Origin of the sequence: Mycobacterium sp. NPDC050041, from assembly GCF_049541695.1 — a bacterium.
In the GTDB taxonomy this organism is placed as follows: Bacteria; Actinomycetota; Actinomycetes; order Mycobacteriales; family Mycobacteriaceae; genus Mycobacterium.
In genome coordinates this window covers 52673-78533 of record NZ_JBMVDG010000013.1, presented here as the reverse complement: position 1 = coordinate 78533, position 25861 = coordinate 52673, and the positions used below count along the sequence as shown (strand labels likewise).

The following is a 25861-nucleotide window of genomic DNA, read 5'->3' as shown; positions in this document are numbered from 1 at the left end:
CTGCTGGAGTCAGCCGTGAGTCACGTCCCCGACACCGACCACCCGGTCGACCTGTTGCGCGACCCGTACCCGCTGTTCGCCCGGCATCGCCGGGAGGCCGGGGTGTTCGAGGGTTCGGTGATGGACTGGTCGAAGACGCCCGAGGGACTGCGGCCGGACAAGCTCTACGCGGCAGTGTCATTCGACGCCGTCAACACGGTGTTCCGCGACGGCAGGCTGTTCAACTCGTCGATCTACGACCACACCATCGGCCTGTTCATCGGTCCCACGATCCTGGCGATGGAGGGCAAGCCGCACCGCGAGCATCGCAATCTCGTATCGGCGGCCTTCAAGTCGAGGTCGCTGGCGCGGTGGGAACCCGAGATCGTCCGGCCCATCTGCGACGCGCTGATCGACGAGTTCGCCGAGCGCGGCACCGCCGACCTGGTGCGCGACTTCACCTTCGAGTTCCCCACCAGGGTGATCTCGACGCTGCTCGGGCTGCCCGAGGAGGACCTGCCGTGGTTCCGCGCCCGCGCCGTCGAACTGATCAGCTACACGATCAAGTACAAGCGCGCCTTCGAGGCTTCCGCCGCACTGAAAGATTACTTCCTCACCCAGATCGACCGGCGTCGCTCCCAGCCGACCGAGGACATCATCGGCGACCTGGTCACCGCTGAGATCGACGGCGAGAAGCTCAGCGACGAGGCCATCTACTCGTTCCTGCGGCTGCTGCTGCCCGCCGGCCTCGAGACCACCTACCGGTCTTCCGGGAATCTGCTGTACCTGCTGCTGAGCCACCCCGACCAGTTCGCGGCGGTACGCGCCGACAGTGACCTGATCGCGGCCGCGATGGAGGAGGGGCTGCGGTACGAAACGCCGTTGACCACCGTGCAGCGATTCTCCACCGAGGACACCGAACTCGCAGGTGTGCCGATACCCGCCGGATCGGTGATCGACGTCTGCATCGGCTCGGCCAACCGGGACGAATCCCGCTGGGAGCGGCCGGAGGAGTTCGACATCTTCCGCAAGCGGATCCCGCACATCACCTTCGCGGCCGGCGAACACACCTGCATGGGACTGCATCTCGCGCGGATGGAGACCCGGGTGGCACTGGAGTGCCTGCTGACGCGCCTCGACGACATCGCGCTGGTCACCGACGACGATCCGCACATCTGGGGTCAGCCGTTCCGGTCGCCCAGGCAGCTGCCGGTGACGTTCACCTCGAAGGGCTGAGCTACGCCCGCCGGGGAGTCCGGTGGGCGATGGTCTTGGTCTCCAGGTACTGCTCGAAACCCTCGAGCCCGCACTGGCGGCCGACACCGGAGTTCTTGTATCCGCCGAACGGGGCGTCGGCGCCGTAGTACATCCCGCCGTTGACGCCGAGGGCTCCGCTGCGGATCCGCCGCGCGATGGCCAGACCACGGTCCATGGATCCGGACATCACCGCCCCGGCCAGACCGAACGGGCTGTCGTTGGCGATCCGCACGGCGTGGTCGTCGTCGTCGAACGGCAGCACCACCAGCACCGGGCCGAAGATCTCGTCGCGGGCGATGGCCGCCGAGTTCTCGACCCCCACCACGACGGTCGGCGCCACGAAGTGCCCGCCGCGGAGGTCGTCGGACAGGTCGTCGAACGATGTTCCGCCGGTGGTGATCTCGGCACCTTCGCGACGCGCCTGCTCGCACGCTTCGAGCACCCGTCGCTTCTGCCTTGCGCTGATCAATGGACCGACCAGCGTCTGCGGCAACGCCGGATCCCCCACCGGCAGCATGGCGAACGCCGCGGTGACACCGGCGACGACGTCGTCGTAGCGCGACCGGTGCACCAGCAGCCGTGTCGTGGAGGCGCAGGCCTGGCCCGCGTGCACGCACACACCCGCCGCGGCGGGGATCACCCTCGCCGGGTCGACGTCCTCGGTGACGACGAGCGCCGACTTGCCGCCCAGCTCCAGGAACGTCCGCTTCATCGACTCCGCGCCGAGCCGGGTCAGTAGCTTGCCGACGGCGGTCGACCCGGTGAACGAGATCATGTCGACCCGCGGGTCGGTCGCCAGCAGTTCGGCCACCTCGTTCGACGGTGTCGGCACGACGTTGAGCACACCGGCGGGGATGTCGGTGCGCTCGGCGACGAGCCTGCCGAGCCGGGTGGCGTTCCACGGCGTGTGCGGGTCGGGCTTGAGCACCACCGTGTTGCCGGCCGCCAGCGCCGGACCGAGCTTGTTGAGGATCACCTCGACCGGGAAGTTCGACGGCGTGATCGCCGCGACGACGCCCACCGGTTCCTTGACCACCGTGCGCACGTTGCGGTCGCCGAACAGGCCGCCGCCGTCGAGCACCCGCTGCCACCCGAAGTCGTCGATCAGCCCGGCGGGATAGCGCAGCGCCTCGGCGAGGGGCCAGTCGAGTTGTGCTGTGGCCACGGTCATCTCCGGGCAGCCCACCTCGGCGATCAATTCCTCGCGCAACTCGTCGCGCTCGGCCGCCAGCGCCTCCTGCAACTGGGTGAGGCAGCGCTTGCGCAGCGCGCGGTTGGTCGACCAGTCGGAGTCGTCGAACGCCCGGCGGGCCGCGGCGACGGCGCGCAGCATGTCCGGCGCACCGGCGGCGGCGACGGTGCCCAACACTGCCCCCGTCGAGGGACTCTCGTTGCCGAACTCGTCACCGGATTGCGCGCCCACCAGTTCGCCGTCGATGAGCATGCGGGACTCGGCACGCTGCGCGGCACGCCTGCCGATGCCGACACTGGGGGCGGACTCCCGCGCTGCGACCTCGCTCATGCCCGTCTCCGTCTCCATTTCGACTAAGATACTGTAAGAGTTACAGTTGCGATACGCTCGGCTTCTGATCACGGAGGTGCGCATGAACGACGTCGCGATCATCGGGGTCGGCCTGCACCCCTTCGGCCGCTTCGAGGGCAAGTCCGCGATGCAGATGGGTGTCGAGGCGATCTTCGCGGCCGTCGCCGACGCGGGCGTCGAATGGCGTGACATCGGCGCCGCATCCGGCGGCAGCTGGACGGTCGCCAACCCCGACGCGATCGTCGGCATGGTCGGACTGTCGGGCATCCCGTTCACCAACGTGTTCAACGCCTGCGCCACGGCGGCGAGCGCCGCGAAGGTGTGCGCCGACGGAATCCGGCTCGGCGACCACGACATCGGTATCGCCGTCGGCCTGGACAAGCATCCCCGCGGCGCGTTCACCGAGGATCCCGCCCTGGTGGGTATGCCGGCCTGGTACGCCGAGAACGGGCAGTACCTCACGACGCAGTTCTTCGGCATGAAGGCCAATCGCTACCTGCACGACCACGACATCTCTCAGCAGAGCCTGGCGAAGGTGGCGGCCAAGAACTTCCGCAACGGCGCGCTGAACCCGAACGCGTTCCGGCGTAGACCGATGTCGGAGGAGCAGATCCTGGGCTCCGCCATGCTCAACTACCCGCTGACGCAGTACATGTTCTGCGCGCCCGACGAAGGCGCCGCCGCGGTGGTGATGTGCCGCGCCGACATCGCGCACCGCTACACGTCCAAGCCGGTGTACCTGCGCGCGGTCGAGGTGCGTACCCGAAGCTACGGCGCCTACGAGGTGAACACCACCTTTGCGCCGGTCGAGGAAGACGTCTCCCCCACCGTCTACGCGGCGCGGGCGGCGTTCGAGAAGGCCGGGGTGGCGCCCGCGGACGTCGACGTCGTCCAACTGCAGGACACCGATGCCGGCGCGGAGATCATCCACATGGCCGAATGCGGGTTCTGCGCCGACGGCGAGCAGGAGAAGCTGCTGGCCGACGGGGCCACCGAGATCACCGGCACTCTCCCGGTCAACACCGACGGCGGGCTGATCGCCAACGGCGAGCCGATCGGCGCCTCGGGTCTGCGCCAGATCCACGAGCTGGTGCGCCAACTCCGCGGCGAGGCCGGCGACCGTCAGGTGCCGGGCGAGCCGAAGGTCGGCTTCGCCCAGCTCTACGGCGCCCCCGGCACGGCAGGCGCCACTGTCCTGACCACCTGACGTTCCGCGAGCCGACGCGAGCGTGCGTGTCTGCTGCCCGACACGCCGTCGCAGGGCAGCAATCGTGCACCTTCGCGGCGTGGTGAGCGTGCGCCGTGTCGCCATGACAGCATCGGGAACCATGCGCCGACTCGACGACACCGAAGTCGCGGAGCTGCTCGACAGTGACGCCGTCGCGCGTCTGGCGACCGTCGACGCGGACGGATATCCGCACGTCACGCCGATCTGGTTCCTGTGGGCCGACGGGCTGATCCGCCTGACCAGTTACGCGGACCGGCCGCACCTCGACCGCATCCGGGCCGATCCGCGCGGCGGCCTGGTGGTCGACACCGAAGCCGCGCAGCGCTCCGACGGCGAACGGCCGAACCGTCAGGTGCGGATCATCGGTGACGCGACCGTCGCCGTCGACATCGGCGGCGAATGGACGCGACGTATCCGGCGCAAGTACCTCGGCGCGGCCGCCGAAGCGCCGCCGTCGACCGGTGAACGAGCGGTGATCACGCTCCGGCCGAGACACTTTCACGCCGTCGCCAGCGTGTGAGCGTGCGCGTTTGTTGCCTCGACACGGCTTGTCGGGCCGCAGACACGCACTCTCGCGGAGCCCAGCTACAACGAGACCAGGCCGCGGGGCAGCGGGAGGATGTCGGCGTAGGTGACGATGCCGGGCGCCGCCGCGACGACCTTCGGGATGGCGTTGATCGCCGGCATCGCCGTGAGGATCATCGGCAGCCGCATGAAGTCGCTCATGGTGGTGCCCGCGAAGTCCGGCGGTGGTGAGATGTCCACGCGCAGATCGATGTTCGGGCAGCCCTCGACTTTGATGCGGTGCCCGGTGTCGATCGGCCAGTCGGGTTCGAGCGTCTGACCCTTGCGCCACACGAACTTCAGCTCGACGATGCTGCGGCCCGCCACCTTGCCGTGCCAGCTGAACGCGATTCCCGCGACGCACCCGGCGGCGATGGTCCACGAGCCGAGGTCGACGTCGGCGGTGGTCTCGGCGTACTCGGCCTCGCAGACCACCTCGTCGAACTCCACGCCAAGGACGTCACCGAGCAGGTGCACGGCGTCGATGAACACGTCGGTGGCCTTGGCCGTCATCGCCTGCAGGCCCGGGTGGTCGATGGGATGGGAGAAGCCGACCGGGATCTCCGTCGCCGGGGAGTTGTAGCCGCTGATGTCGGCCTCCTCGATGACGGTGACCTTGTCGATCCGTTCACTGCCACCCGCGGCCACCACCGCCAGCAGATCCACGAAACCGGGGTTGATGCCCGACCCGAAGATCGATGACCCGCCGTGGGCGCAGGCCTCGACGATGCGGTCGCGGCGGTCGCCCAGTGAGTGGCCGGTGATGAACGCCGCGGTGGTGACGACGTTGCAGCCGGACTCCAGGATCCGCGCCAGCTCGTCGACGTCGATCCACATCGGGTTGTAGACCACGCAGTCCGGCTTCAGCGACAGCAGCGCGTCGACGTCGTCGGTGGCGGTGACACCGACGTCGGCCAGCCCGCAGAGCTCACCGGCGTCACGGCCGACCTTGTCCTTCGACCAGGCGAAGCAGCCGACGAGGTCGAGATCGGGGTGTGCGGCGATCGCCGCGACGGACTGCCTGCCGACGTTGCCGGTGGTCCACTGGACGACGCGGTGCTTCACGACGCCTTCTTCACCGGCGCCGAGTAGTTCGGCTTGCCCAGCCCGAGCACGTACTGGCCGATCATGTTGCGGAACACCTCGAGTGTCCCGCCGTAGATCCCGACCAGCGGTGCGAACCGGTAGACGTATTCGGCAGCACCGTCATCCGGCGCGGCGTCGGTGCCTGCGGGCAGCGCCGACGCGGTGCCGAGGATGTCCATCAGGTCGGGCGACACGTCGCGCATGCTCTGCGCCAGGGCGACCCGGCCGAAGATGTTCGGCGTGCTGATCGCCACCTCCATGCGGGCGATGCTGCGGCCGAGGCGGTAGGCGACCGAGTCGTCGTCGATGGCCCGGCGCCCGTCGGGTCCCGGCGTGCCGACCACTGCGGCGGCCCGGTCGCAGGCGGTGACCATGAAACCGCCCTGATGCATCATGATCGAAACATCTTGCAGGCCATCGGCGCTCGCCTCCACCGCACCGTGCTCGGCGTTGAGCGGCTCGCGCAACACCGTCCAGCCGCCGTTCACCTCGCCCAGGCGGTACCTGTCGTCCACCCGGACGTCGCTGTAGTACACGATGTTCGTGCGGTCGCCGTCGACGGTGCGGATGCCCTGGATCTCGATACCCGGCGTGTCCAGCGGCACCAGGAACATGGTGAGGCTCTGGTGTTTCGGGGCGGCGGGGTCGGTGTTGGTGATCAGGAAGACGTACTGGCAGTTGTGTGCGCCGGTGGTGAACATCTTGGACCCGTTGATCACCCACTGGTCGCCGTCGCGCACCGCGCGGGTCTTGCAGGTGGCGATGTCGGAGCCGCCTTCGGGCTCGGTATAGCCCAGGCACAGCCGCACGTGCCCGCTGAACACCCGCGGCAGCACCTCGGCCACTAGTTCGGCGGAGCCGAATCTGGCCACCGAGCGCGCGACCATCGACGTCGTCCCCCACGTCACCCATGGAACGTGCGACCTGCGCTTCTCGAGTTCCCAGATCCTGCGACGCACCCGGCTGAAGCCGCCTTCGTGTGCGGGCTTCCATTCGCCCTCCAGGTAGCCGGCGGCACCCAGCGCCAGATGCACGCCCTCGTCGAAGTTGTCGCCGGTCTCCCGGTCGCGGCGCAGCACCTCCTCGGTGACGTGCTCGGCGAGGAAGGCGCGGGCCTCGTCGCGGAAAAGCCGGTCGTCGTCGGACAGTTCGACGCGTGAGAAGTCCATCTCCGTTGCTCCTACCCTCGCCGTCCGGATGCGGTCTCCCGGGCGGCGACGATGCGGGCGATGCGCTTGGCGCTCGCGCCCGGATCGCCGCCTGCCAGCGCCCAGCCGCGCGCCCGCACCAGATACGCCGTGGCGGCCGCCTCCGCCGACACCCCCAGTCCGCCCTGCACGTGCACCGCCATGGTGGCGGCGCGCGGCGCTTCCTCGGCCATGAACACGAACGCCGACGGCGCCAGCTCGGGTCGTTCGTCGGGTTCGTTGTCGCCGAACCAGGCCGCCCGCCGTGCCAGACCGCGGCCGCCCTGCACGGTGATGGCCATGTTGGCCAACGGATGCGAGATCCCCTGCAGTGTCGAGATCGGGACGCCGAGGGTGTAGCGGGTCTTGGCGAACTCCGCGGCGATCGTCATGGTCTCCTCGACCAGACCCACCAGTGCGGCGGCCGTCAGCACCCGCCACTCGTCGAGCGCACGCTGATACGCCGCGAGTGCGTCCGGGCCCTCGGCGAGCACCGTGCGGCTGTCGGCGGCCGCGGGATCCACCCACGCCATCGGCAGCTTGCCGATGTTGTCGACCCGGGCGGGCCGGGTGTCGAACGTGAGCCGCACGACCGCGTCGCCGTCGCGCAGCACGATGTGGTCGGCGATCGAACCCGACGGAATCAGCCGGACACCCGGTCCGTCCTCTTCCCGCGCGTCGAGTCCGACGATGCGGGTGCCGCTGACGATCTCGGCGGAGTCGGAGCCGAGCGCGCCCAGCCGGGCGAGCAGCCGGGTGGCGCAGACGTGGTCGATCCACGGCACCGGCGCGAGCGACCGGCCGATCTCCTCGGCGACCAGCGTCAGGTCGACCAGCGTCGCGCCGTCACCGCCGGCGTCCTCGGGCACGGCCATGGTGGTGGCGCCCATCGCGCACAGCCGCTCCCACAGGCTCTTGTCGAAACCCGACGCCTCGGCCGCCCGGACGGTGTCGATCGAGCAGTGCGTCGTGAAGAAATGTCGATACGCCTCCTGGACCGCCTCGTGGTCCTCGGACAGGCTGTAGTCCTGTCTGCGCAGTTCGTACCGGTCCATCGGTCAGATCTCCTCGCGTCGGCTGCCGAAGAAGAACTCCGCGGCGTTGTGGTGGAGGTAGTTGTCGAGCACGTCGGGCGGCAGGTCCAGCGCCAGCGCCTCGGGCACCACGCGGCTCTGCCGCAACACCGGCCAGTCGGACGCGAAGATGACCTTGTCGCGCCCGCGGGTGCGCATGTAGTGCAACAGGCTGTCCGGCAACCGCTTCGGCGACCAGGCCGACGTCATCAACCGGAGGTTTCGGTACTTGATGAGCAGCCGGATGGCGACGTCCCACCACGGGTCGGCGCCGTGGATCATGCACAGCTTCAGCTCGGGGAACCGCACGCACACCCGGTCGAGGTGGATCGGGTGCTGCGCCTCCCCGGGGATGGGCGGGCCGGGTATGCCGGTGTTGACACACAGCGGCAGTTCCAGCTCCGCGCACTTCGCGTAGAGCGGGTAGTACACGGCATCGCTGGGCGGGTACATTCCGTCGCCCCAGAAGCTCGGTCCGACAACGGCGTACGCCACCGGTAGGTCGCGCTGCACGGCGGACAGCTCACGCAGAGCGGGCACCGGACGCAGCAGGTCGATTCCCCCGATCGCCAGGGCGAACCGATCCGGCCGCTCGGCCACGAACTTGCGGGCCGTCACCGAAGGCGTGCGCAGGTTGTCCATCAGGATCGCCTTGACGACGCCGTGGGCGTCCATCTCGTCGAGCAGCTGCGGCAGTTCAACCGGGTCGTAGAGCGAATCCGGCCCTTTGAAGTAGTCGTCGCGGACCTTGAGCATGAAGTCGGGCTGCTTGGCCGTCTCACCGAAGTGCACGTTGACCAGGCAGTCGATGACCTGGGGTGTGGCGGCCGAGGTCATGACGGGCTCGCCACGGCGGCGCGCTGCGCCACTTCGGTCCTGGCCCAGCGGTAGTCGGCCTTGCCGTTGCCGAGCCGGCGCACCCGCTCGACGGCGAGGAACTCCTTGGGGGCTTTGAACCGGGCCAGCTGCTCGACGCAGGCGGCGTGCAACGCCGCCGCGTCGAGGGTGCCTCCGGGCTGGGATTGGACGAGGGCGACGATCTCCTGGCCCCAGCGCTCGCTGTTCCGGCCGACCACGACCGCGTCGGCGACACCGGGCTGGATCCGCAGCACCGCCTCCACCTCCTCGACGAACACCTTCTCCCCTCCGGTGTTCACCACCAGCGAGTCGCGGCCGAACAGCCGCATCGTGCCGTCGGGTTCGAGCGCGGCGCGATCCCCCGACACCACCACCCGCTGCCCCTCGACCACCGGGAACGTCCGCCGGGTCGCCTCGGGGTCGTCGAAGTAGCCCAGCGGGATCCGGCCGGTGCGCACCACCCAGCCGACGGTGTCCTCGCCGGGTGACACGAACCGGGTGAGGTCGTCGGAGGCGATCGTGCCACCGACGCGCAGGTCGAACGTGTCCCGGCTGCTGCCCTGGCTGCTGTGGCCGAACGCCACGTTGCCCGTCTCCGAGGAGCCGTAGCCGTTGATCAGGGTGAGCTGCGGCAACAGGTCCAGCAGCGCAGCACGGTGTTTCGGGTTGGTCGCGGCGCCGCCGGTGCCGATCGCGTACAGCGCGGACAGGTCGTAGTGACGCCGCTTCAGCTCCTCGATCAGCGGTGCGGCGTAGGCGTCGCCGACCATCGTCATCAGGCCGACCTTCTCCCGCTCGGCGGTCTCCCAGACCGTCTTCGGATCGAACCTCGTCCGGTCGTCGTAGACGACGACGGTCTGACCGGCCAGCGCCCCCGAGAAGACGGTCCACAGCCCGGCGGCGTGCATCAGCGGGGATACGGCGAACCAGGGTGCCCCAGGGGTGCCGCTCACCCGCTCGTGGATCTCGGCGACCGATTCGTGGTCGGCCCCCACCATCGACGACACGTAGGAGTCGCTCTGCCGCCACAGCACGCCCTTCGGCCTGCCCGTCGTCCCACCCGTGCAGTACATGATCAGGTCGTCCGGCGACCCGCTGATGCGGCGTTCCGGATCACCCTGTGCCAGAGCCGCTTCGAGCGGTACCGCGCCTGCGAGGTCGGCCACGTCGCTGCCGTCGTCCACTGCGACGAGCAGGTCCGCGCCGACCGGGGGCAGCACGTCGGCGAACTTGGCGCCCAGTGAACGGTGGTAGACGACGGCCCTGGGCTTGACGTAGTCGAGCAGCTCCGCCACTTCGCGCGGCGTGTAGTTGTGGTTGACATTGACGGGCACTGTCCGGGACTTCAGACAACCCACCACCATCTCGGGATAGCGGTCGTTGTACATGATCAGCGCGACACGATCCTGGCCGCACTCCCAGTTGTCCAGTGCATCCCGCTCGCAGTGGGCGCCGAATCCCCTGTCGGCGAGGAAGTTCGCGAACCGCCTGCTGTTGTCCGCCAGGTCGCGGTAGGTGGTGCGGCGGTCACCGCAGACGGTCATCGTGCGCTCACCGACGGCGTCGGCGACGGCGTCGACGACGTCGCCTATCGTCCACTCGGCCATGACCGCGGTCAGGCGTTCGCTGTGACGTCGGCGCCGAGGAGGGTGAGCGCGTTGTCGCGCATCACCTTCCGGGTGTCCTCGGCGCTGAACTCGGGGAACTGCGGGATGTCGGCGGTGAAGGTCATCGGATCGGCCAGGCCCTCACCGTGCGGCCAGTCCGATCCGAACAGGATCTTGTCCACACCGATGGTCTCGGCGAGCAGCTTCACGTCGTCCTCGTAGTAGGGGGCGATCCAGACGTTGTTGCGCAGCTGCTCCACCGGGTCCTCCCTGAAATGGTGGGGCGCGGTGTTGGCGGCCTTCTTCAGTCGCTTGATCAGCCGGTGGACGAAGTACGAGCCGTTCTCGATGCTGGCGACCCGCAGGGTGGGATGCCGGGTGAAGACCTGGTGGACGACCATCGAGGCCATCGAGTCGTGGATGGCGCGGTCGTCGAGCAGCACCTGGTCGAGCGGGTCCTTCTTGCCGAAGCCCTCGAACGTCGCCTTGCCGCCCCAGAGTGCCGCGATGGCCAGGTAGCCGCTGTCGGACAGGTGGAACACCACGGGCACACCGGCTTCGGCCAGCCGCGCCCACACCGGATCGTGCGCCGGGTCGCCGAGCGAGCGCGGCTTGACCACACCGGGCACCGGGGCGGGCCGCACGCAGACGATCTTCGCGCCGCGGTGCAGGACGAACTCCACCTCCTCGACGGCCTTCTGCGGGTCGGCCAGCGAGATGATCGGCGCCGACAGGAAGCGGTGATCCGGACGGTCGAAGCCCCAGTCCTCGTCGAGCCACAGGTTGAACGCGTGCACCGAGGCCATGGTGGCGTCGATGTCGTGCTTGAGCGCCTCTTCGACGCCGCACGCGAATGTCGGCAGCATGAACACCGTCTCGAGGTTCTGCCGGTCGAGCACCGCGAGCCGCGCGTCGCGATTCTGGTACTCGGGATGGTCGGCCAGTCGGTCCACCTTCATCAGCGAGGCCGGGTCGACACCTTCGGGGATCTCGCCGCGGAAGAGCAGATCCAGACACCCCGGCTCGATGATCGGGTCGAAGGTGGGGTTCGGGATGAAGTGGTTGACGACGCCACCCATGACGGCGAAGGTGCGCTTGCCCTCGGTGAGCATCTGGACGCCACGGCGCCTGAACTCCTTGGGCAGGTGCCGGGTGAAGGAGTCGATCGGCTCGTAGTAGTGGTTGTCCACGTCGATGGCGCGGTAGTCCAACGTCATTCGGCTGAGTCCTTTCCGGTGGCTGTCGCCTCGCCCATCGGCGGGAAGTTCGGGGGCCGCTTCTCGAAGAACGCCGTGATGCCCTCGATGAAATCGGGCCGCAGCATCGACTCGTGCATGAGCCGCTCGGCCCTCGCGCTGGTGTCCACCACTGTGCTCATGGCATCCCCGTAGAGCTGCTGCTTGATCACCGCCAGCGCGCTCGGCGCACAGTTCGCCGCGATGTCCTCGGCGTAGGCCATCGCGGTCGGCATCAGCTCGTCGGCAGGCACGACGGCCTTGACCAGTCCCAGTTCGGCGGCCTCTTCGGCGTAGAACACCCGGCCGCTCAGCAGCAGGTCCATGGCCGCACCCCAGCCCACCACGCGCGGCAGGATCCACGAGATCCCGTACTCCGCAATGAGTCCGCGGCGGGCGAACGATGTGGTGAACTTCGCGCCCGCGGCGGCGAACCGCACGTCGCACATCAGTGCCTGGGTGAGTCCGATCCCGGCGCAGGCACCGTTGACCGCAGCGATGATCGGCGTGCGCAGCGACGTGACGAAGTGCGGGTGCCGCTCACCGACCAGCTTGGTGACGTCGGTGTCGCCGCCGGTGGAGGCGCCCTCGATCGACGACAGGTCGCCCATGTCGGCGCCGGCGCAGAAGGCGCGGCCACTGCCGGTCAGCACCACCACCCGGACCGCGGGATCGGCTTCGGCAGCGTCGAGCGCCGAGTAGAAGCCAGCCGCGAGGCCGCCGCCCCAGGCGTTCATCCGCTCCGGCCGGTTGAACGTCACCACCGCCACGCCGGTGTCGTGGACCTCGTAGCGGACGACGTCGTCACCGCCGCGCGGACGATCGGCCACGGCTTCCGCGATGCCCTCGGACGCACCGGCCAAGTCGACCTCCTCGGACGTGTCACCAGCTGGACGAATGGACATACTGTACACCTATCGGTAGTGCCTTCCGCAACAGCCTGGCGAGGCGCTGAGTGGCCCATTCGACCCCGTCCGCGCGACGTCGCCTGCGTTCGTCACCTCGACCTCCTTCGTCGATGTAATCCGTCTACGTGAAGTCGCTGCCACCGTCGACGTTGACGTTCGCGCCGGTCATGTAGGAGTTGCGCCGCGACGCCAGAAACGCTGCCACCGGCCCGACTTCGTCCGGCAGCCCCGCACGCGGCAGGTGGGCGGGGTGGCCGAAATGCTCGTCGATCGCGGTCATCAGGGCGTACGGGTCGGCGCCGTCGACGCCGACCGTCGACGCCCAGCCGCGCAGCGCCTCGGTCGCGATGCTGCCCGGCGAGACCACGTTGACCATGATCTCGTCCTTGGCCAGCAGCAGGGACAGATTCTTCGAAATGCTCGTCACCATCGCCTTGGCGGCGGTGTAGGCGGGCAGGATGACGGTCTGTCGTTGCGTGGAGTGCGCGGAGAAGTTGACGATCCTGGCCCACTCCGCGCGCCGCAGCAATGGCAGCGCCGACCGGACGCAGTGCACCATTCCCATCGCGCCCTGGTCGACGGCCTCCCGCCACTGCGCGTCGGTCAGTTCCTCGAACGTGCCCCGCACGGTCGGGCCGACCGCGTTGATCAGCACGTTGAGGCCGCCGCCCCACCGCTGCGCCACGGCGTCGAAGATGCGGCCGACGGCGTCGGTGTCGCAGACGTCGCCGGCCAGGGCGACCGCATCGGGGCTGCCCAGTTCGATCAGCTGCGCCACCGCGCGGTCCAGTGCGGCGGCCGTGCGGCCCACCACCGCGACTCTCGCGCCGTCGGCGGCCATGCACCGGGCGGTCGCCAGGCCCATGCCGCTGCCGCCACCGACCACCACCGCCGTCGCACCGGCGAAGCCGAGATCCACCGCCGTTCACCGCCTCCGGTCGTGCGCCGCCGGCAACGCAGGTCGCGGCGGCGGGTCCCGGCGCACGCACCGGGCACTGTGTCAAAAACCTTACTAGGGCACTTACGGTAGCGAGATTGGAACACGTTCACCCGGGTCGTGCACGAGCCGTCCGCGGGCGGCGCCTCGGCGGGCCGGCGCGCGACGGGAAGGCGACCGGTAAGGTCGACGGTTACGCTCGGACGGCGACACGCAGGCGTACTCGCAGCTCAGGCGGTGGGGGCGGGTAGATTCACGTCGACCGACCCGGTGCCGAGGGCTGCATGCGCAGCGTCGATGTGTGATGGAGGTGCCCCTCGTGGCAAAACAGGCGACGGCCGAGAAGCGTCAGCGACGTGAACGGGGTTCGATCAATCCCGAGGACATCATCAGCGGTGCTTTCGAACTCGCCGAACAGGTGTCGATCGACAACCTCAGCATGCCGCTGCTCGGCAAGCATCTGGGTGTCGGTGTCACGAGCATCTACTGGTACTTCCGGAAGAAGGACGACCTGCTCAACGCGATGACCGACCGCGCGCTGCGCCAGATCGTGTTCGAGGCGCCCTATGTCGAGGCGACCAACTGGCGTGAGTCGCTGCACAGTCACGCCCACAACATGCGCACGACGTTCCTGGCCAGTCCCATCCTCTGCGACCTGGTGCTGATCCGCGGCGCGCTGAGTCCCAAGGTGCGCAGGCTCGGCGTCCAGCAGATGGAGAAGGCCATCGCCGAACTCGTCGAGGTCGGACTGTCCGCGCAGGACGCGTTCGACACCTACTCGGCGGTGTCGGTGCACGTCCGGGGCTCGGTGGTGCTCGAACGGCTGTCGCAGAAGACCCGCGAGCTGCACGAGGGCAGCGGCGGCTTCGACGAACCGTCGGCCATCGACCCGGACACCACTCCGCTGATCGCCGAGCTGACGGCCAAGGGCCACCGGATCGGGGTGGCCGACGAGACGAACTTCGAGTACGGCCTGAACTGCATCCTCGACAACGCCGGCCGCCTGATCGAGGAGGGCCGCCGGCCCGCGCGCAAGGCGGCCAAGTCGACCGCCAAGGCCGCGACCCCGCGCCGCAAGGCACCGGCGCGGCGCGCCTGAGGGACGGCGCGGCGCGGCCTCAGACCTCGATGACGACCGCGCCACCCTGACCGCCGCCCGCGCACATCGCCGCCACGCCGATCCCGCCGCCGCGCCGCTGCAGCTCGTAGACGAGGGTGGTGACCATGCGCGCGCCCGACGCAGCGATGGGATGGCCGAGGCTGCAACCGCTTCCGGAGAAGTTCACCCTCTCCTCGTCCAGCCCGTACTCGCGGCACGCCGCGATCGGCACCGACGCGAACGCCTCGTTGATCTCCCACAGCGTCACGTCACCCGGTGACAATCCGGCCCGCTGCAACACCTTTCCGATCACCTTCACGGCGCCGAGGCCGGTGTCGCGCGGCGCGACGCCCGCAGCGGCCCATGCCCGCACCGTCGCCAGCACGGCGAGGTTCTCCGCGGCGGCGTAGTCCGCGTCGACGAGGGCCACCGCGGCGGCCGCGTCGTTGGTGCCGCTGCTGTTGCCCGCGGTGATCGAGAAGCCCTCGATCTCCGGGTGCAACACCTTGAGGCCGGCGAGCTTCTCGACCGTGGTGTCACGACGCGGGTGCTCGTCGACGTGGAAGTCGACGAACGAGCCGTCGGCCTGCGTCACCTTCAGCGAGACGATCTCGTCGAGGAACTTCCCGGCGTCCATCGCGGCGATGGCGCGCTGATGCGACCGGGCGGCCCAGGCGTCCATCTCCTCGCGGGTGATGCCGACCGCCTGTGCGGTGTTCCAGCCGACCGTGATCGACATGTCCTTGGCCGGCGCGTCGGGGGTCTCGACGTGCGTCGGCGGCATCCACCGCTCCTCGAACTTCAGCTCCGGGCCGGGGATGCGCCAGTTGGTCAGCGGCGTCATCGAGAGCGACTGCACGCCGCCGGCGACCAGCGCCCGCTCCATTCCGGATCCGATCTGGGCCGATGCATTGCCGATCGCGGTGAGGCTGCCCGCACAGTGCCGGTTCACCGACTGGCCCGGCACCTGCTCCATCCCAGTGGCGGTGGCGGCGTACCGGGCGAGATCGCCTCCGCCGTAGTGCGACTCGGCGAAGATGATGTCGTCGAACGCCGCCGGATCGACGCCGGACCGCCGCACCACCTCGGGCAGCACGGTGGTGATGAGGGTCTCGGGCGGCGTGTTGACCAGCGTGCCCTTGAACGATCGGCCGATGGCCGTGCGGGTCGCGCCGACGATGACGGGTGTGCCCATGGTGTCGAACCTCGGTGTGTCGGGCCGCCGCAGCGGCGATACTTGACACAAAAGGTATCAGGTGTAACGGGGACCGTTCTAGTCCGTGTCCGGTTCCGGGACGTGGAAGTGCTCGTCACGCAGCCGGAACGCCTCCTTCGTGCCGTGCTCGGCGCGGGTCTTCACGAAGTTGAACTCGCCGGGCGCGAACTGCAGGTTCGTGCCGTACGCGTGGAAGAGGTAGCTCGCCACCTCCTCGCCCTGATAGGCCTGGCTCTGCTCGACCAGCCGGAACGCCTCCTTGGCGATGACCACGCCGTCGGCGGGCATCTTGGCCGCCTTCTCCGCCCAGTACCGCGCCCGCGCGGTGACGGCGGTCGCCGCGCAGGTCTCGGTGAACACGCCGAGGTGCTCGACCGCACCCGCCTCGATGATGTCGCCGGTGAGCAACATCCGGCGGGCCAGCACCGGTCCGAGGCGGTGGAAGAACATGTGCAGGCTGCCCAGCGCCGGTCCCAGGAAGCGGGTGGCGGGCATCCCGATCCTGGTGTCGCGGGCGATCACCGAGATGTCGGTCATCAACGCCATCTCGAACCCGCCGCCGAGCGCGTACCCGCTGATCTCGCCGACGGTGACCTTCGGGAAGCCCATCAGGTTGTGGTAGAAGCCGAAGGATTTGCGGTCCACGGTCAGCCGCCGGCGCTGACTCGGCCTGCGTTTGGCGCGCTCGTCCGCCGGTGAGCTCGCGCCGTACCACCCGTAGGCGTTGTTCATGTCCGCGCCGGTGGAGAAGACTCCCTCCGCTCCGCGCAGCAGCACCACCGTGAGGTCGTCGTCCTCGGCCACCCGGTCCAGGCAGCGGGCGAGCGCGTCGCGCATCGTCGCGTCGTAGGAGTTCCGCTGCGCGGGATTGTTCAGCGTGATGGTGGCGATCCGCTTCTCCGGGTCGGCCTCGAAGCGCACCCGGTCGTCTCCTGCATCCGACGTCGTCATCGACCGGACTCCTCTCGTTGGCGTGTGGTCGGTCGGCGGCGGCCTGCGCCGCCGGCGTGGACGCCGAAGTGGTCGTCGGCGATCAATCTCGCCTCGATGGTCCTGTCCCTGCCGTACTCCAGCGTGGTCCGCCGGGCGGCGGCCAGGTGATTGCCTGCGAGGCGCTCCGCCCGCACGGCATCGCCGTCGACGATGGCGTCGAGCAGCCGTTGGTGATCGCGCAGCGCGGCGCGCATGGTCCGCCGCGCCACCGGTCCTTCACCGTCGTCGCTCCACACCGCCGATTCGTGCGCCGACCAGATGAGTTCAAGCGATCCGATCAGCAGGATCATCGGCTCGTTGCCGCACCGTGCGACGAGGGCTTCGTGGAACCGCCGCGCGTTGGGAACGTAGCGCGACACGTCGTCGAACTGCGCGCTCTGCCTGTCGATCTCGGCTTGCAGGTAGGGAACGACCTCGGTCAGCCGGTCGTCACGGGTGGCGCACATCCCGGCACAGATCGGCTCGAGGTGCGTGAGCGCCCCGCTGACGTCGGCGGGCGTCGCGGCTCGCGACTGCAGCACCATGCTGATCATGTGCGCGGTCCGCTCGGCGGACGGCAGATGCACCACCGCGCCGCCGACGTTGCCGCGGCGAACCGATATCAGACCGTCGGCCTCCAGCATGTGGATCGCCTCGCGCAACGCGGGCGGGCTCACCCCGAACTCACCGAAGAGCTGCTCCTGGCTCGGCAGCACGTCGCCCTCCCGCAGCCGTCCGGACAGGATGTCGTCGCGCAGCCGGGACGCCACGATTTCGGCCACCCGCGGTTGGCGTATGCGTGGCACGACCACCTGCCCACATCCCGTCCGTCGTCGGTTCCGTCGAAGCGCTTTCCTTGCTAACTTGTACAAGATACTAATGGTATTGGCTACTGTAGGGCTAACCGTAAGTTTTCGGAGAGGCGGGACGCGGTGAGTCCAGAAGGTGGCAACCCGGCCGAGGGCGCGGTCCGGGTGGAACACTGCGACGCCGTCCTGCGCATCACCATCGAGCGGCCGTCCCGGCGGAATTCGCTCAGCCACTCGATGGTGGACACCCTGGTCGACACCCTGACCCGTGCGGCGACCGACGACGCCCTGCGCGCGATACACCTCACCGGCGCAGGCGCGGACTTCTGCGCGGGCGCGGACTGGGTCGCGACGAACGAGTCCTCGACGCGACCGCGGACCGGCGACCTGGTCCGGCGTATCCCGCACACCGCGAACCGGGTGGTCGAACTCCTGCACGGCATTCATCTGCCGGTCGTGTGCGGCGTGCGGGGGTGGGCCGTCGGCCTCGGGTGCAATCTCTGCCTGGCGGCCGATTTCACCGTCGCCGCCGAGGACGCCACGTTCTGGGAACCCTTCGTCACCCGCGGCTTCTCGCCCGACTCCGGTGCCACGTGGCTGCTCCCCCGCCTCGTCGGACTGGCCAGGGCCAGGCGCATGCTGCTGCTCGGCGAGAAGGTCGGCGGCGCCGACGCGGAGCAGTGGGGCATGATCCACCAGGCCGTTCCGCCCGCGGATCTGGACGACGCCGTCGAGGACCTCCTTGCCAGGCTCACCGCGGGGCCGACGGTGGCGATCGGGCTGGCCAAGCAGGCACTGGGCGCCGCCGGATCCAGCGGGCTCGGCGACGCCATGACCCGGGAGCTCCACCACCTCGAACTCGCCTGCCGCACAGCGGACTTCAAGGAGGGGCTGGCGGCGTTCCGGGAACGACGTGACCCGGAGTTCCGCGGCCGATGACCACCACCCAGGAAGGGACACCCATGTCCGGCAGGTCCTACGACGACATCGGATACGAGGTCGACGGACACACGGCGACGATCACCCTCGACCGCCCCAAGGCACTGAACGCGTTGAGTCCGCACATGATCGCCGAACTCCGCTCGGCATACCAGGAGGCGGAGAACGACGACGAGGTGTGGCTGCTCATCGTGACGGGCACCGGACGAGGGTTTTGCACCGGCGCCGACGTCACCGAGATCCCGGAGGACGGCCGGGCGATCTACGAGCGGCCCTATCTGTCCACCTACGACCAGTGGGAGGCGCCGCAGGAGGGCACGCCGCCGTTTCGCACCATGGCCAAACCGGTGCTCGCCGCCATCAACGGATTGTGTTGCGGCGCAGGACTCGACTGGGTCACCACCGGCGACATCGTGATCGCCTCCGACCAGGCCACCTTCTTCGACCCCCACGTCAGCATCGGCCTGGTCGCCGGGCGCGAGATGGTGCGGTTGGCCCGGGTGCTGCCGCGGAACATCGCGCTGCGCGTCGCGCTGATGGGCAAGCACGAGCGGATGAGCGCCCAGCGCGCCTACGAACTCGGCATGATCAGCGAGGTCGTCGAGCACGACCGGCTCCTCGAACGCGCCCACGAGATCGCCGACATCGTGAACTCCAACGCGCCGCTGGCGGTGCGCGGCACCCGGCTGGCGATCCACAAGACGCTCGACCTGCCGCTGCACGAGGCGGAGATCCTCGCCGAGACGTTCCGTGAACGCGTGGTGCGCACCGAGGACGCCGTCGAGGGGCCGAAGGCGTTCACGGAGAAGCGGAAACCGAATTGGCAGTGCCGATGACGGGGTCGCCGGACTTCGAGACCATCCTGCTCGACGTCGATGCGGGCGACCACGTCGCCACCATCACGCTGAACCGGCCCGAGCGGCTCAACGCCTTCGACCGGACGATGTGTGAGGAGATGGCGCGCGCTTGGCGCATGGTCAAGCTCGACGATTCCGTGCACGCGGTCGTGCTGCGCGCCGCGGGCGAGCGCGCGTTCTCCGCAGGCCTGGACATCAAGAGCTCCTACGGACAACCCGACAACGTCTGGAACCACGAGGATCCCGGCGAACTGCTCAGCCCCAAGTGGCAGAAGATGTGGAAGCCGGTGGTCTGCGCGGTGCAGGGAATGTGCACCGCGGGCGCGTTCTACTTCGTCAACGAGGCCGACGTGGTGATCTGCTCGACCGAGGCCACCTTCTTCGACTCACACGTCACCGCGGGCCTGGTGTGCGCACTCGAGCCGATCGGCCTGATGCGCAAGGTGGGCCTCGGCGAGACGCTGCGCATCGCGCTGATGGGCAACGACGAACGGGTCGCCGCCCAGACCGCCCTGCGGATCGGACTGGTGACCGAGGTCGTCGACGCCGCCGACCTCTGGTCGCGCGCCCACGACATCGCCGCCACCATCGCCGCCAAGCCGCCGTCGGCGACCCAGGGCACCGTCAAGGCCATCTGGGAATCGCTCGACCGGCCCTACCGGGCGGCGATGGAACAGGGCCTGATCTACACCCGCCTCGGCAATCCGCTCGGCACCGCCGAATTGGCCGCCCGCGGCACCGTACCCACCCGTCCGCCCCGAGTTCGCTAGATGCCCCACCCGCTCAGCAGACGGATCGACGACGTGCTCGCCCTGCAGGCCGAGTCCGGCGCCGTGGAGTTCGACCGGCAGTGGGTCAGCCGGGGGCAGCTGCGCGACCTCGCCCAGGGCATCGGTGCCCTCGTCGCCGCGCACACCGCGGAGCGGCCCGCACAGGTCGGCGTGCTGTTGCGCAACCGCCCCGTGCATGTCGCCGCGCTGCTCGGCGTCCTGATGGGCGAGGCGACGGTCGTGGTGATCAACCCGTCCCGCGGCGACGAACGCACCCGCTCCGACATTGCCGCGCTCGCCCTGCCCGTCGTCATCGGCGAGGCCGCCGACCTCTCGGCACTGGTGGCGCCCGCGCCGCACACCACGCTCGTCGAGCTGACCGGCGTGGACACCGCGCCGAGGGTCACCGCGGCGGAAAGCGCCGGCGCCACCTGCGGAACGCGGCCGGGCGTCGCGGTGCGGATGCTCACCAGCGGCACCACCGGCCCGCCGAAGCGCGTCGACCTCGGCTACGACATGCTGGCGCACAGCGTGATCGGCGCGGACTTCGAGACGGCGGATGCGCCCACCGCACCGCGCAGCGGCGTCGCGATCGTCAACTCCCCCCTGGTGCACATCGGCGGCGTCTTCCGGGTGTTGTCGTGTATCGCCGAGGCCCGCCCGTTCGTACTGCTCGAGCGCTTCGAGCTGGACCGCTGGGCCGACGCCGTGCGGCGCCACCGGCCAAGGGCCGCCTCCCTGGTGCCCGCCGCGCTGCGCATGGTGCTGCACTCCGATCTGCACCGCGACGACCTGAGCAGCCTGCAGGTGGTCACCTCGGGCACCGCGCCGCTGTCGGCCGACGACGCCGACGCCTTCACCGAGCGATTCGGTGTCCCGGTGCTGACGTCCTACGCCGCCACCGAATTCGGTGGCGGAGTCGCCGGCTGGACCCTGGCCGACCACCGGCGATTCTGGGCCGCCAAGCGCGGCAGCGTCGGCCGCGCGAATCCCGGCGCGCACCTGCGAGTCGTCGGTGACGACGGCACCACCCTTGCCTCCGGTCAGCCCGGGGTCCTCGAGGTCAGACCGGCACAGCTCGGACCCCGTGCCGAGTGGGTCCGCACCACAGACCTCGCCCGGATCGACGCCGACGGGTTCCTGTGGATACTCGGGCGGGCCGACCAGGCGATCATCCGTGGCGGCTTCAAGGTGATGCCCGAGGATGTGCGCACTGCGCTGGAGAGCCATCCGGACGTCGCAGGCGCAGCCGTCGTCGGCAGGCCCGACGACCGGCTCGGCGAGATCCCGGTGGCGATGGTGGAGCTGCGCGACCGCCGCGGCACCGACGCCGCCGCGCTCACGCCGTATTTGTCGGACAGGTTGGCGCGCTACGAGATTCCCGCCGAGATCGCGGTGGTGGACTCGATCCCGCGCACACCGTCGGGCAAGGCCGACCTCGGCGCCGTCCGCCGCTTCTTCGACTCGCCCGCCGGCACCACCGGGGTCGACGATGGCGGTTGACCCGCAGACGCTGCCCGCGCTGCTGCGGCGCCAGAGCCGGGTGCGCGGGACACACCCGATGGTGGTCTGCGACGACGACCGGCTGACCTACGCCGAGGCCGCTCACCGGTCGGCCCGGCTGAGCCGCGGCCTGATCGCGCTCGGGGCAGGCAAGGGCACCCACGTCGGCGTCCTGTACCCGAACGGGCCCTCCTTCGTCGTCGCCGCGCTGGCCGCCGCCCGCATCGGTGCGACCGTGGTGCCGTTCTCCACCTTCGTCACCGCCCGCGAACTCGGCGATCAACTGCGCCACAGCGACGTCCAGATCCTGCTGTCCGCCGAGGCGTACCGGTCGCACGACTACCGCGAACGGCTGACCGCGGTGTTGACCGCCGAACCCGCCGGCTCGACTACCGATGTGTTCGACCCCGCGGTCCCCAACCTCCGGCACGCGGTCTTCGGCCTGCAGTCGCTGGACGCCTCCGCCGAGGAGGTGGACGACACGCTGCTGACGGCGATGGAGGACGACGTCGACGGAAGCGATCCGCTGGCGATCGTGTACACCTCGGGGTCGACCGGTGCCCCCAAGGGCGCCGTACACACCCACGCCGCGCTGCTCGGCCACCAGCGCAACCTCAACGCGATCCGCCGCTACACCGCCGACGACACGCTGTTCTGCAACTCGCCGTTCTTCTGGATCGGCGGCTTCGCCTTCGCCCTGCTGGCCACCATGGCGGCCGGGGCCACCCTGCTGTGCTCCAACGCCGAGGACGCCGGTGCCACCCTCGATCTCCTCGAACGCGAATCACCCACGCTGACCAACGGTTTCGCCGCCGGAGTAGCCCACCTGACCCGGCATCCGAGCTTCGGCGGCCGCGACCTCTCGGCCGTGCGCCGGGGCAACCTCTACCCGATCATGGCCCCCGAGGCCCGGCCCGCCGACCCCGAACTGCGCCACAACATGCTCGGCATGACCGAGGCCGGCGGCGTCGTGCTGCTCAGCGGCGACGACACCGACCAACCCGAACACCGCCGCGGTTCCTTCGGCAGGCCGGCGCCCGGATTCGACATCCGGGTGGTCGATGCCGACGCCGCCGCCGCCGTCGGCACCGGCCAACCCGGCGAGCTGTGGATCCGCGGGCCCTACCTGATGCAGCACTACCACCGCCGCAGCCGGGAGGACAGCTTCGAGCCCGACGGCTGGTTCCGCACCGGCGACCTGGTGCGCACAGACACCGAGAGATTCGTCTACTACCTCGGCCGTCTCGGGGCGATGATCAAGACCGCGGGTGCGAACGTCGCACCCGCGGAGGTCGAACGGGCGATCGCCAGGGTCACCGGCGTGCCCGCGCACGTGTTCGGCATTCCCGATGCCGACCGCGGCCAGCTCGTCGCCGCCGTGCTCACCCCCGATCCCGGTGTCGAGGTCGACGAGACCGGCCTCGCGCGCCGACTGACCGCCGAATTGTCCAGCTACAAGATCCCGCGTCGAATCGTGGTGCTGCCCCGCGGCGAGGTGCCGCTGCTGCCGAGCGGCAAGGTCGACATCAGCGGTCTGGCGGAACTCTTCCGATGACACAGACGATCGACCGCGTGCTGCGCCGCCACGCAGGCGAGCACCCCGACAGGCCCGCGGTGATCGACCCGACCACCCGCATCACCTACGCCGAACTCGACCATGACGCAGCCGAACTCGCACGAGTGTTCGTCCTGGCCGGTGTCACCAAGGGCACCCGCGTCGGGGTGATCATCCCCAACAGCGCGCGCTGGGTCACCCTCGCCGCGGCACTGACCCGGGTCGGAGCGGTCCTCGTACCGTTGAGCACGCTGCTGAGCGCGCCCGAACTGGTCGCCCAGCTGCGCACCGCGGCCGTACAGCTCCTCGTCGCGGTCGAGGAGTTCCGCGGCCACCGCTACCTGGACGGGCTCCGGTCGGAAGTCGGCCTGCGGGGCGACCTGCGCCGCCCGCTGCGATTGACGGAACTGCCTGCGCTGCGCAGCATCTGGACCATCGGCCGGCTCGACGAGGTCGACGCCACGGGGCGCGCGACGAGCATGGTGGCGGCCATGGCCGGTGCCGTCGAGCCGAGCGACCCGCTGGTGATCCTGTTCACCTCGGGCAGCAGCGGCGCCCCCAAGGCGGTCATTCACTCGCACGGCAACGCCATCGCCGCCGCGAGTTCCGGGCTGACCGCCAGGTGCATCGGCGCCGACACCCGGCTCTACCTGCCGATGCCGTTCTTCTGGGTGGGCGGATTCGGCAGCGGCGTCGTCTCGGCGCTGGTCGCCGGCGCCACGCTGGTGACCGAGCAGCTTCCCTCCCCCGAAACGACACTCGCCCTGCTGGAGCGCGAGCGCGTCACGCTCTTCCGCGGTTGGCCCGAGCAGGCGGAGGTGCTAGCGCGGGCCGCGGCGGTGGGACAGGCGGACCTCTCGGCATTGCAGCCAGGAAGCCTCGAGGCATTGCTGCCGCCGGAGCGGCGCGCCGAGCCGGGTGCCCGTGCCCGGCTGTTCGGCATGACCGAATCCTTCGGCCCCTTTAGCGGATACCCGGCCGACACCGACATGCCGCGGCCGCAATGGGGCAGCTGCGGGCGCCCGTTCGACGGGATGACCGTGCGCATCACCGACCCGTCGACCGGTGCGGCCGTCCCGGACGGGGTGACGGGCGTGATCCAGCTCCGTGGCCCGCATACCCTGCGGGGCATGTGCGGGCGCAGCCGCGAAGAGCTCTTCACCCCCGACGGCTACTACCCCACCGGTGATCTCGGCCACCTCGACGACGCCGGCTTCCTCTTCTACCACGGCCGCGCCGACGACATGTTCAAGGTCAGCGGCGCCACCGTCTACCCATCGGAGGTCGAACGGGCCCTGCGCGCCGTCGACGGCGTGCGGCATGCGGTGGTCACCAACGTGCTCGACCACCGGGTCGGCGCCGCCGTGGTGTGCGACCCCGCCACGACCACCGTCGCGCAACTCATCGCAGCGGTCCGGAAGTCGTTGAGCGCGTTCAAAGTACCGACCGTGTGGGTGTTACTGGACTCCGACGACGCGATACCCCGCCTGGCGTCGGGCAAGGTCGACGTGCGGGGACTACGAACGCTCCTGGAGAGTGAGGCGGCCACATGAGGACCAAGGGCGCACTGCTGTGGGATTTCCACCAGCCGTGGTCGGTCGAGCAGATCGACATCGGCGACCCCCGGGTGGGGGAGGTGAAGGTCCGGTTGGAGACCGCCGGCTTGTGCCACTCCGATCACCACCTCGTCACCGGCGACATCCCGGCGGCGGGCTTTCCGATCCTCGGCGGACACGAGGGCGCCGGCGTGGTCATCGAAACCGGCCCCGGGGTGCACGATCTCGCGGTCGGCGACCACGTGGTGATGTCGTTCATCCCGTCGTGCGGCACGTGCCCGCCGTGCCGGAGCGGACTGCGCAACCTGTGCGATCTCGGGGCCGGCCTGCTGTCGGGGGCATCGGTGTCCGACGGCACCTTCCGGATCCAGACGGGCGGGACCAACGTGACCGCGATGTCGCTGCTCGGCACGTTCGCGCCCTACGTCGTGGTGCACCGCAGCTCGGTGGTGCCGATCGACCCCGCGATCCCGTTCGAGGTGGCCTGCCTGGTCGGCTGCGGTGTGACGACGGGATACGGCTCGGCGGTCCACACCGCCGAGGTGCGGCCGGGTGAGGACGTGGCGATCATCGGCGTCGGCGGAGTGGGAACGGCGGCGCTGCAGGCCACGGTGCTGTCGGGTGCGCGCAGGATCTTCGCGGTGGACCCGGTGGAGTGGAAGCGGGATCAGGCGCGACGCTTCGGCGCCACACACACCTATCCGGATCTGGTGTCCGCGGCGGCAGGCATCGCGGAGGCGACCGAGGGGGTGATGTGCCGCAAGGTGATCGTCACGGTCGGACGCGCCGACGGCGCGGACGTCGACTCGTGGCTCGCGCTCACGGCCAAGGCCGGCACGTGCGTGGTCACCGCGATGGGCAATGTGCTGGCGAACGACGTCACGATGAACGTCGCGGGCCTGACCCTGCTGCAGAAGAGTCTGCGGGGCAGTATCTTCGGCGGAGCCAACCCCCAGCACGACATCCCTGAGGTGCTCGCCCTCTACCGCGCGGGCCGCCTGGACCTCGACGCGATGGTCACCCGCGAGTACCCGCTCGAACAGATCAACGACGGCTACCGCGACATGCTCGAGGGCCGCAACATCCGCGGCGTCATCCGGTTCACCGACGCGGACTGGTGACG

The 25861-nt window shown here is 69.7% G+C and carries 23 protein-coding genes; 11 read left to right on the top strand and 12 right to left on the bottom strand.

Translation table 11 applies throughout. The annotated features are described in order from the left end of the window. The first annotated feature begins 15 nt into the window (after positions 1–15). Positions 16–1215, top strand: a complete 1200-nt coding sequence (locus tag ACPCHZ_RS27445; protein WP_423487635.1) for a cytochrome P450 — start codon at positions 16–18, stop codon at positions 1213–1215. A gap of 1 nt (position 1216) precedes the next feature. Here the strand turns inward: ACPCHZ_RS27445 and ACPCHZ_RS27440 are convergent, their stop codons facing one another. Then, positions 1217–2758, bottom strand: coding sequence for an aldehyde dehydrogenase family protein (locus ACPCHZ_RS27440; protein ID WP_423487634.1), 1542 nt, complete (start codon positions 2756–2758; stop codon positions 1217–1219). A gap of 82 nt (positions 2759–2840) precedes the next feature. On the opposite strand from ACPCHZ_RS27440, the gene ACPCHZ_RS27435 reads away from it, so the two are divergent. Together ACPCHZ_RS27435 and ACPCHZ_RS27430 are read left to right on the top strand one after the other, a co-directional pair. Continuing rightward, positions 2841–3986: a thiolase family protein gene (locus ACPCHZ_RS27435; RefSeq protein WP_423487633.1), complete on the top strand. Its 1146-nt coding sequence runs from the start codon at positions 2841–2843 to the stop codon at positions 3984–3986. 103 nt (positions 3987–4089) lie between these two features. Further along, positions 4090–4527, top strand: coding sequence for a pyridoxamine 5'-phosphate oxidase family protein (locus ACPCHZ_RS27430; protein WP_423487632.1), 438 nt, complete (start codon positions 4090–4092; stop codon positions 4525–4527). Between the two features lie 65 nt (positions 4528–4592). Here ACPCHZ_RS27430 and ACPCHZ_RS27425 read toward each other — a convergent pair whose 3' ends face one another. From ACPCHZ_RS27425 to ACPCHZ_RS27390, 8 genes are all read right to left on the bottom strand, one after another. Continuing rightward, entirely contained in the window at positions 4593–5636 is a 1044-nt protein-coding gene (locus ACPCHZ_RS27425; RefSeq protein ID WP_423487631.1) for a dihydrodipicolinate reductase, read from the bottom strand. Further along, positions 5633–6826, bottom strand: coding sequence for an acyl-CoA dehydrogenase family protein (locus tag ACPCHZ_RS27420; protein WP_423487630.1), 1194 nt, complete (start codon positions 6824–6826; stop codon positions 5633–5635). The genes ACPCHZ_RS27425 and ACPCHZ_RS27420 overlap by 4 nt, the downstream gene beginning before the upstream one ends. An 11-nt stretch (positions 6827–6837) precedes the next feature. Next, positions 6838–7899 carry an acyl-CoA dehydrogenase family protein gene (locus ACPCHZ_RS27415; RefSeq protein WP_423487629.1) on the bottom strand — a complete coding sequence of 354 codons (1062 nt, stop codon included), beginning with the start codon at positions 7897–7899 and terminating at the stop codon, positions 6838–6840. 3 nt (positions 7900–7902) lie between these two features. Then, positions 7903–8754 carry an amidohydrolase family protein gene (locus ACPCHZ_RS27410; RefSeq protein WP_364971506.1) on the bottom strand — a complete coding sequence of 284 codons (852 nt, stop codon included), beginning with the start codon at positions 8752–8754 and terminating at the stop codon, positions 7903–7905. Beyond that, positions 8751–10382 carry an acyl-CoA synthetase gene (locus tag ACPCHZ_RS27405; RefSeq protein ID WP_423487628.1) on the bottom strand — a complete coding sequence of 544 codons (1632 nt, stop codon included), beginning with the start codon at positions 10380–10382 and terminating at the stop codon, positions 8751–8753. Before ACPCHZ_RS27405 ends, ACPCHZ_RS27410 begins: the two co-directional genes overlap by 4 nt. An 8-nt stretch (positions 10383–10390) precedes the next feature. Further along, positions 10391–11599 (bottom strand): amidohydrolase family protein, encoded by a 1209-nt coding sequence (locus ACPCHZ_RS27400; protein ID WP_423487627.1) that lies wholly within the window; start codon positions 11597–11599, stop codon positions 10391–10393. Next, the gene (locus ACPCHZ_RS27395) at positions 11596–12522 is read right to left on the bottom strand and encodes an enoyl-CoA hydratase (RefSeq protein ID WP_423487626.1); all 927 of its coding nucleotides are present in this window, start codon (positions 12520–12522) and stop codon (positions 11596–11598) included. The genes ACPCHZ_RS27400 and ACPCHZ_RS27395 overlap by 4 nt, the downstream gene beginning before the upstream one ends. Before the next feature lie 124 nt (positions 12523–12646). After that, on the bottom strand, positions 12647–13444 hold the full coding sequence (locus ACPCHZ_RS27390; protein ID WP_423487625.1) for an SDR family NAD(P)-dependent oxidoreductase: 798 nt from the start codon (positions 13442–13444) through the stop codon (positions 12647–12649). Between the two features lie 322 nt (positions 13445–13766). On the opposite strand from ACPCHZ_RS27390, the gene ACPCHZ_RS27385 reads away from it, so the two are divergent. Further along, a complete protein-coding gene (locus tag ACPCHZ_RS27385; protein WP_423487624.1) occupies positions 13767–14561 on the top strand; it encodes a TetR/AcrR family transcriptional regulator in 795 nt (264 codons plus the stop codon). Positions 14562–14580: 19 nt separating this feature from the next. Here ACPCHZ_RS27385 and ACPCHZ_RS27380 read toward each other — a convergent pair whose 3' ends face one another. The 3 genes from ACPCHZ_RS27380 to ACPCHZ_RS27370 form a co-directional block, all read right to left on the bottom strand. Further along, positions 14581–15756 carry a thiolase family protein gene (locus ACPCHZ_RS27380; RefSeq protein WP_423487623.1) on the bottom strand — a complete coding sequence of 392 codons (1176 nt, stop codon included), beginning with the start codon at positions 15754–15756 and terminating at the stop codon, positions 14581–14583. A 78-nt stretch (positions 15757–15834) separates the two neighbouring features. Next, the gene (locus tag ACPCHZ_RS27375; RefSeq protein ID WP_423487622.1) at positions 15835–16728 is read right to left on the bottom strand and encodes an enoyl-CoA hydratase/isomerase family protein; all 894 of its coding nucleotides are present in this window, start codon (positions 16726–16728) and stop codon (positions 15835–15837) included. Further along, positions 16725–17561 (bottom strand): FadR/GntR family transcriptional regulator, encoded by an 837-nt coding sequence (locus ACPCHZ_RS27370; protein WP_423487621.1) that lies wholly within the window; start codon positions 17559–17561, stop codon positions 16725–16727. Before ACPCHZ_RS27370 ends, ACPCHZ_RS27375 begins: the two co-directional genes overlap by 4 nt. A 120-nt stretch (positions 17562–17681) precedes the next feature. Here ACPCHZ_RS27370 and ACPCHZ_RS27365 point away from each other — a divergent pair, with 120 nt between their 5' ends. From ACPCHZ_RS27365 to ACPCHZ_RS27335, 7 genes are read left to right on the top strand one after another with little or no spacing between them, the layout of a single operon-like run. Beyond that, positions 17682–18497: an enoyl-CoA hydratase-related protein gene (locus ACPCHZ_RS27365; protein ID WP_423487620.1), complete on the top strand. Its 816-nt coding sequence runs from the start codon at positions 17682–17684 to the stop codon at positions 18495–18497. A gap of 23 nt (positions 18498–18520) precedes the next feature. Then, entirely contained in the window at positions 18521–19333 is an 813-nt protein-coding gene (locus ACPCHZ_RS27360) for an enoyl-CoA hydratase/isomerase family protein (RefSeq protein ID WP_423487701.1), read from the top strand. Next, on the top strand, positions 19330–20124 hold the full coding sequence (locus ACPCHZ_RS27355) for an enoyl-CoA hydratase/isomerase family protein (protein ID WP_423487619.1): 795 nt from the start codon (positions 19330–19332) through the stop codon (positions 20122–20124). The genes ACPCHZ_RS27360 and ACPCHZ_RS27355 overlap by 4 nt, the downstream gene beginning before the upstream one ends. Then, the gene (locus ACPCHZ_RS27350; protein ID WP_423487618.1) at positions 20125–21627 is read left to right on the top strand and encodes a class I adenylate-forming enzyme family protein; all 1503 of its coding nucleotides are present in this window, start codon (positions 20125–20127) and stop codon (positions 21625–21627) included. Further along, positions 21617–23182, top strand: a complete 1566-nt coding sequence (locus ACPCHZ_RS27345; protein WP_423487617.1) for a class I adenylate-forming enzyme family protein — start codon at positions 21617–21619, stop codon at positions 23180–23182. The genes ACPCHZ_RS27350 and ACPCHZ_RS27345 overlap by 11 nt, the downstream gene beginning before the upstream one ends. After that, the gene (locus ACPCHZ_RS27340) at positions 23179–24735 is read left to right on the top strand and encodes a class I adenylate-forming enzyme family protein (protein ID WP_423487616.1); all 1557 of its coding nucleotides are present in this window, start codon (positions 23179–23181) and stop codon (positions 24733–24735) included. Before ACPCHZ_RS27345 ends, ACPCHZ_RS27340 begins: the two co-directional genes overlap by 4 nt. Then, a complete protein-coding gene (locus ACPCHZ_RS27335) occupies positions 24732–25859 on the top strand; it encodes an NDMA-dependent alcohol dehydrogenase (RefSeq protein WP_423487615.1) in 1128 nt (375 codons plus the stop codon). Before ACPCHZ_RS27340 ends, ACPCHZ_RS27335 begins: the two co-directional genes overlap by 4 nt. The last annotated feature ends 2 nt before the right edge of the window (positions 25860–25861 follow it).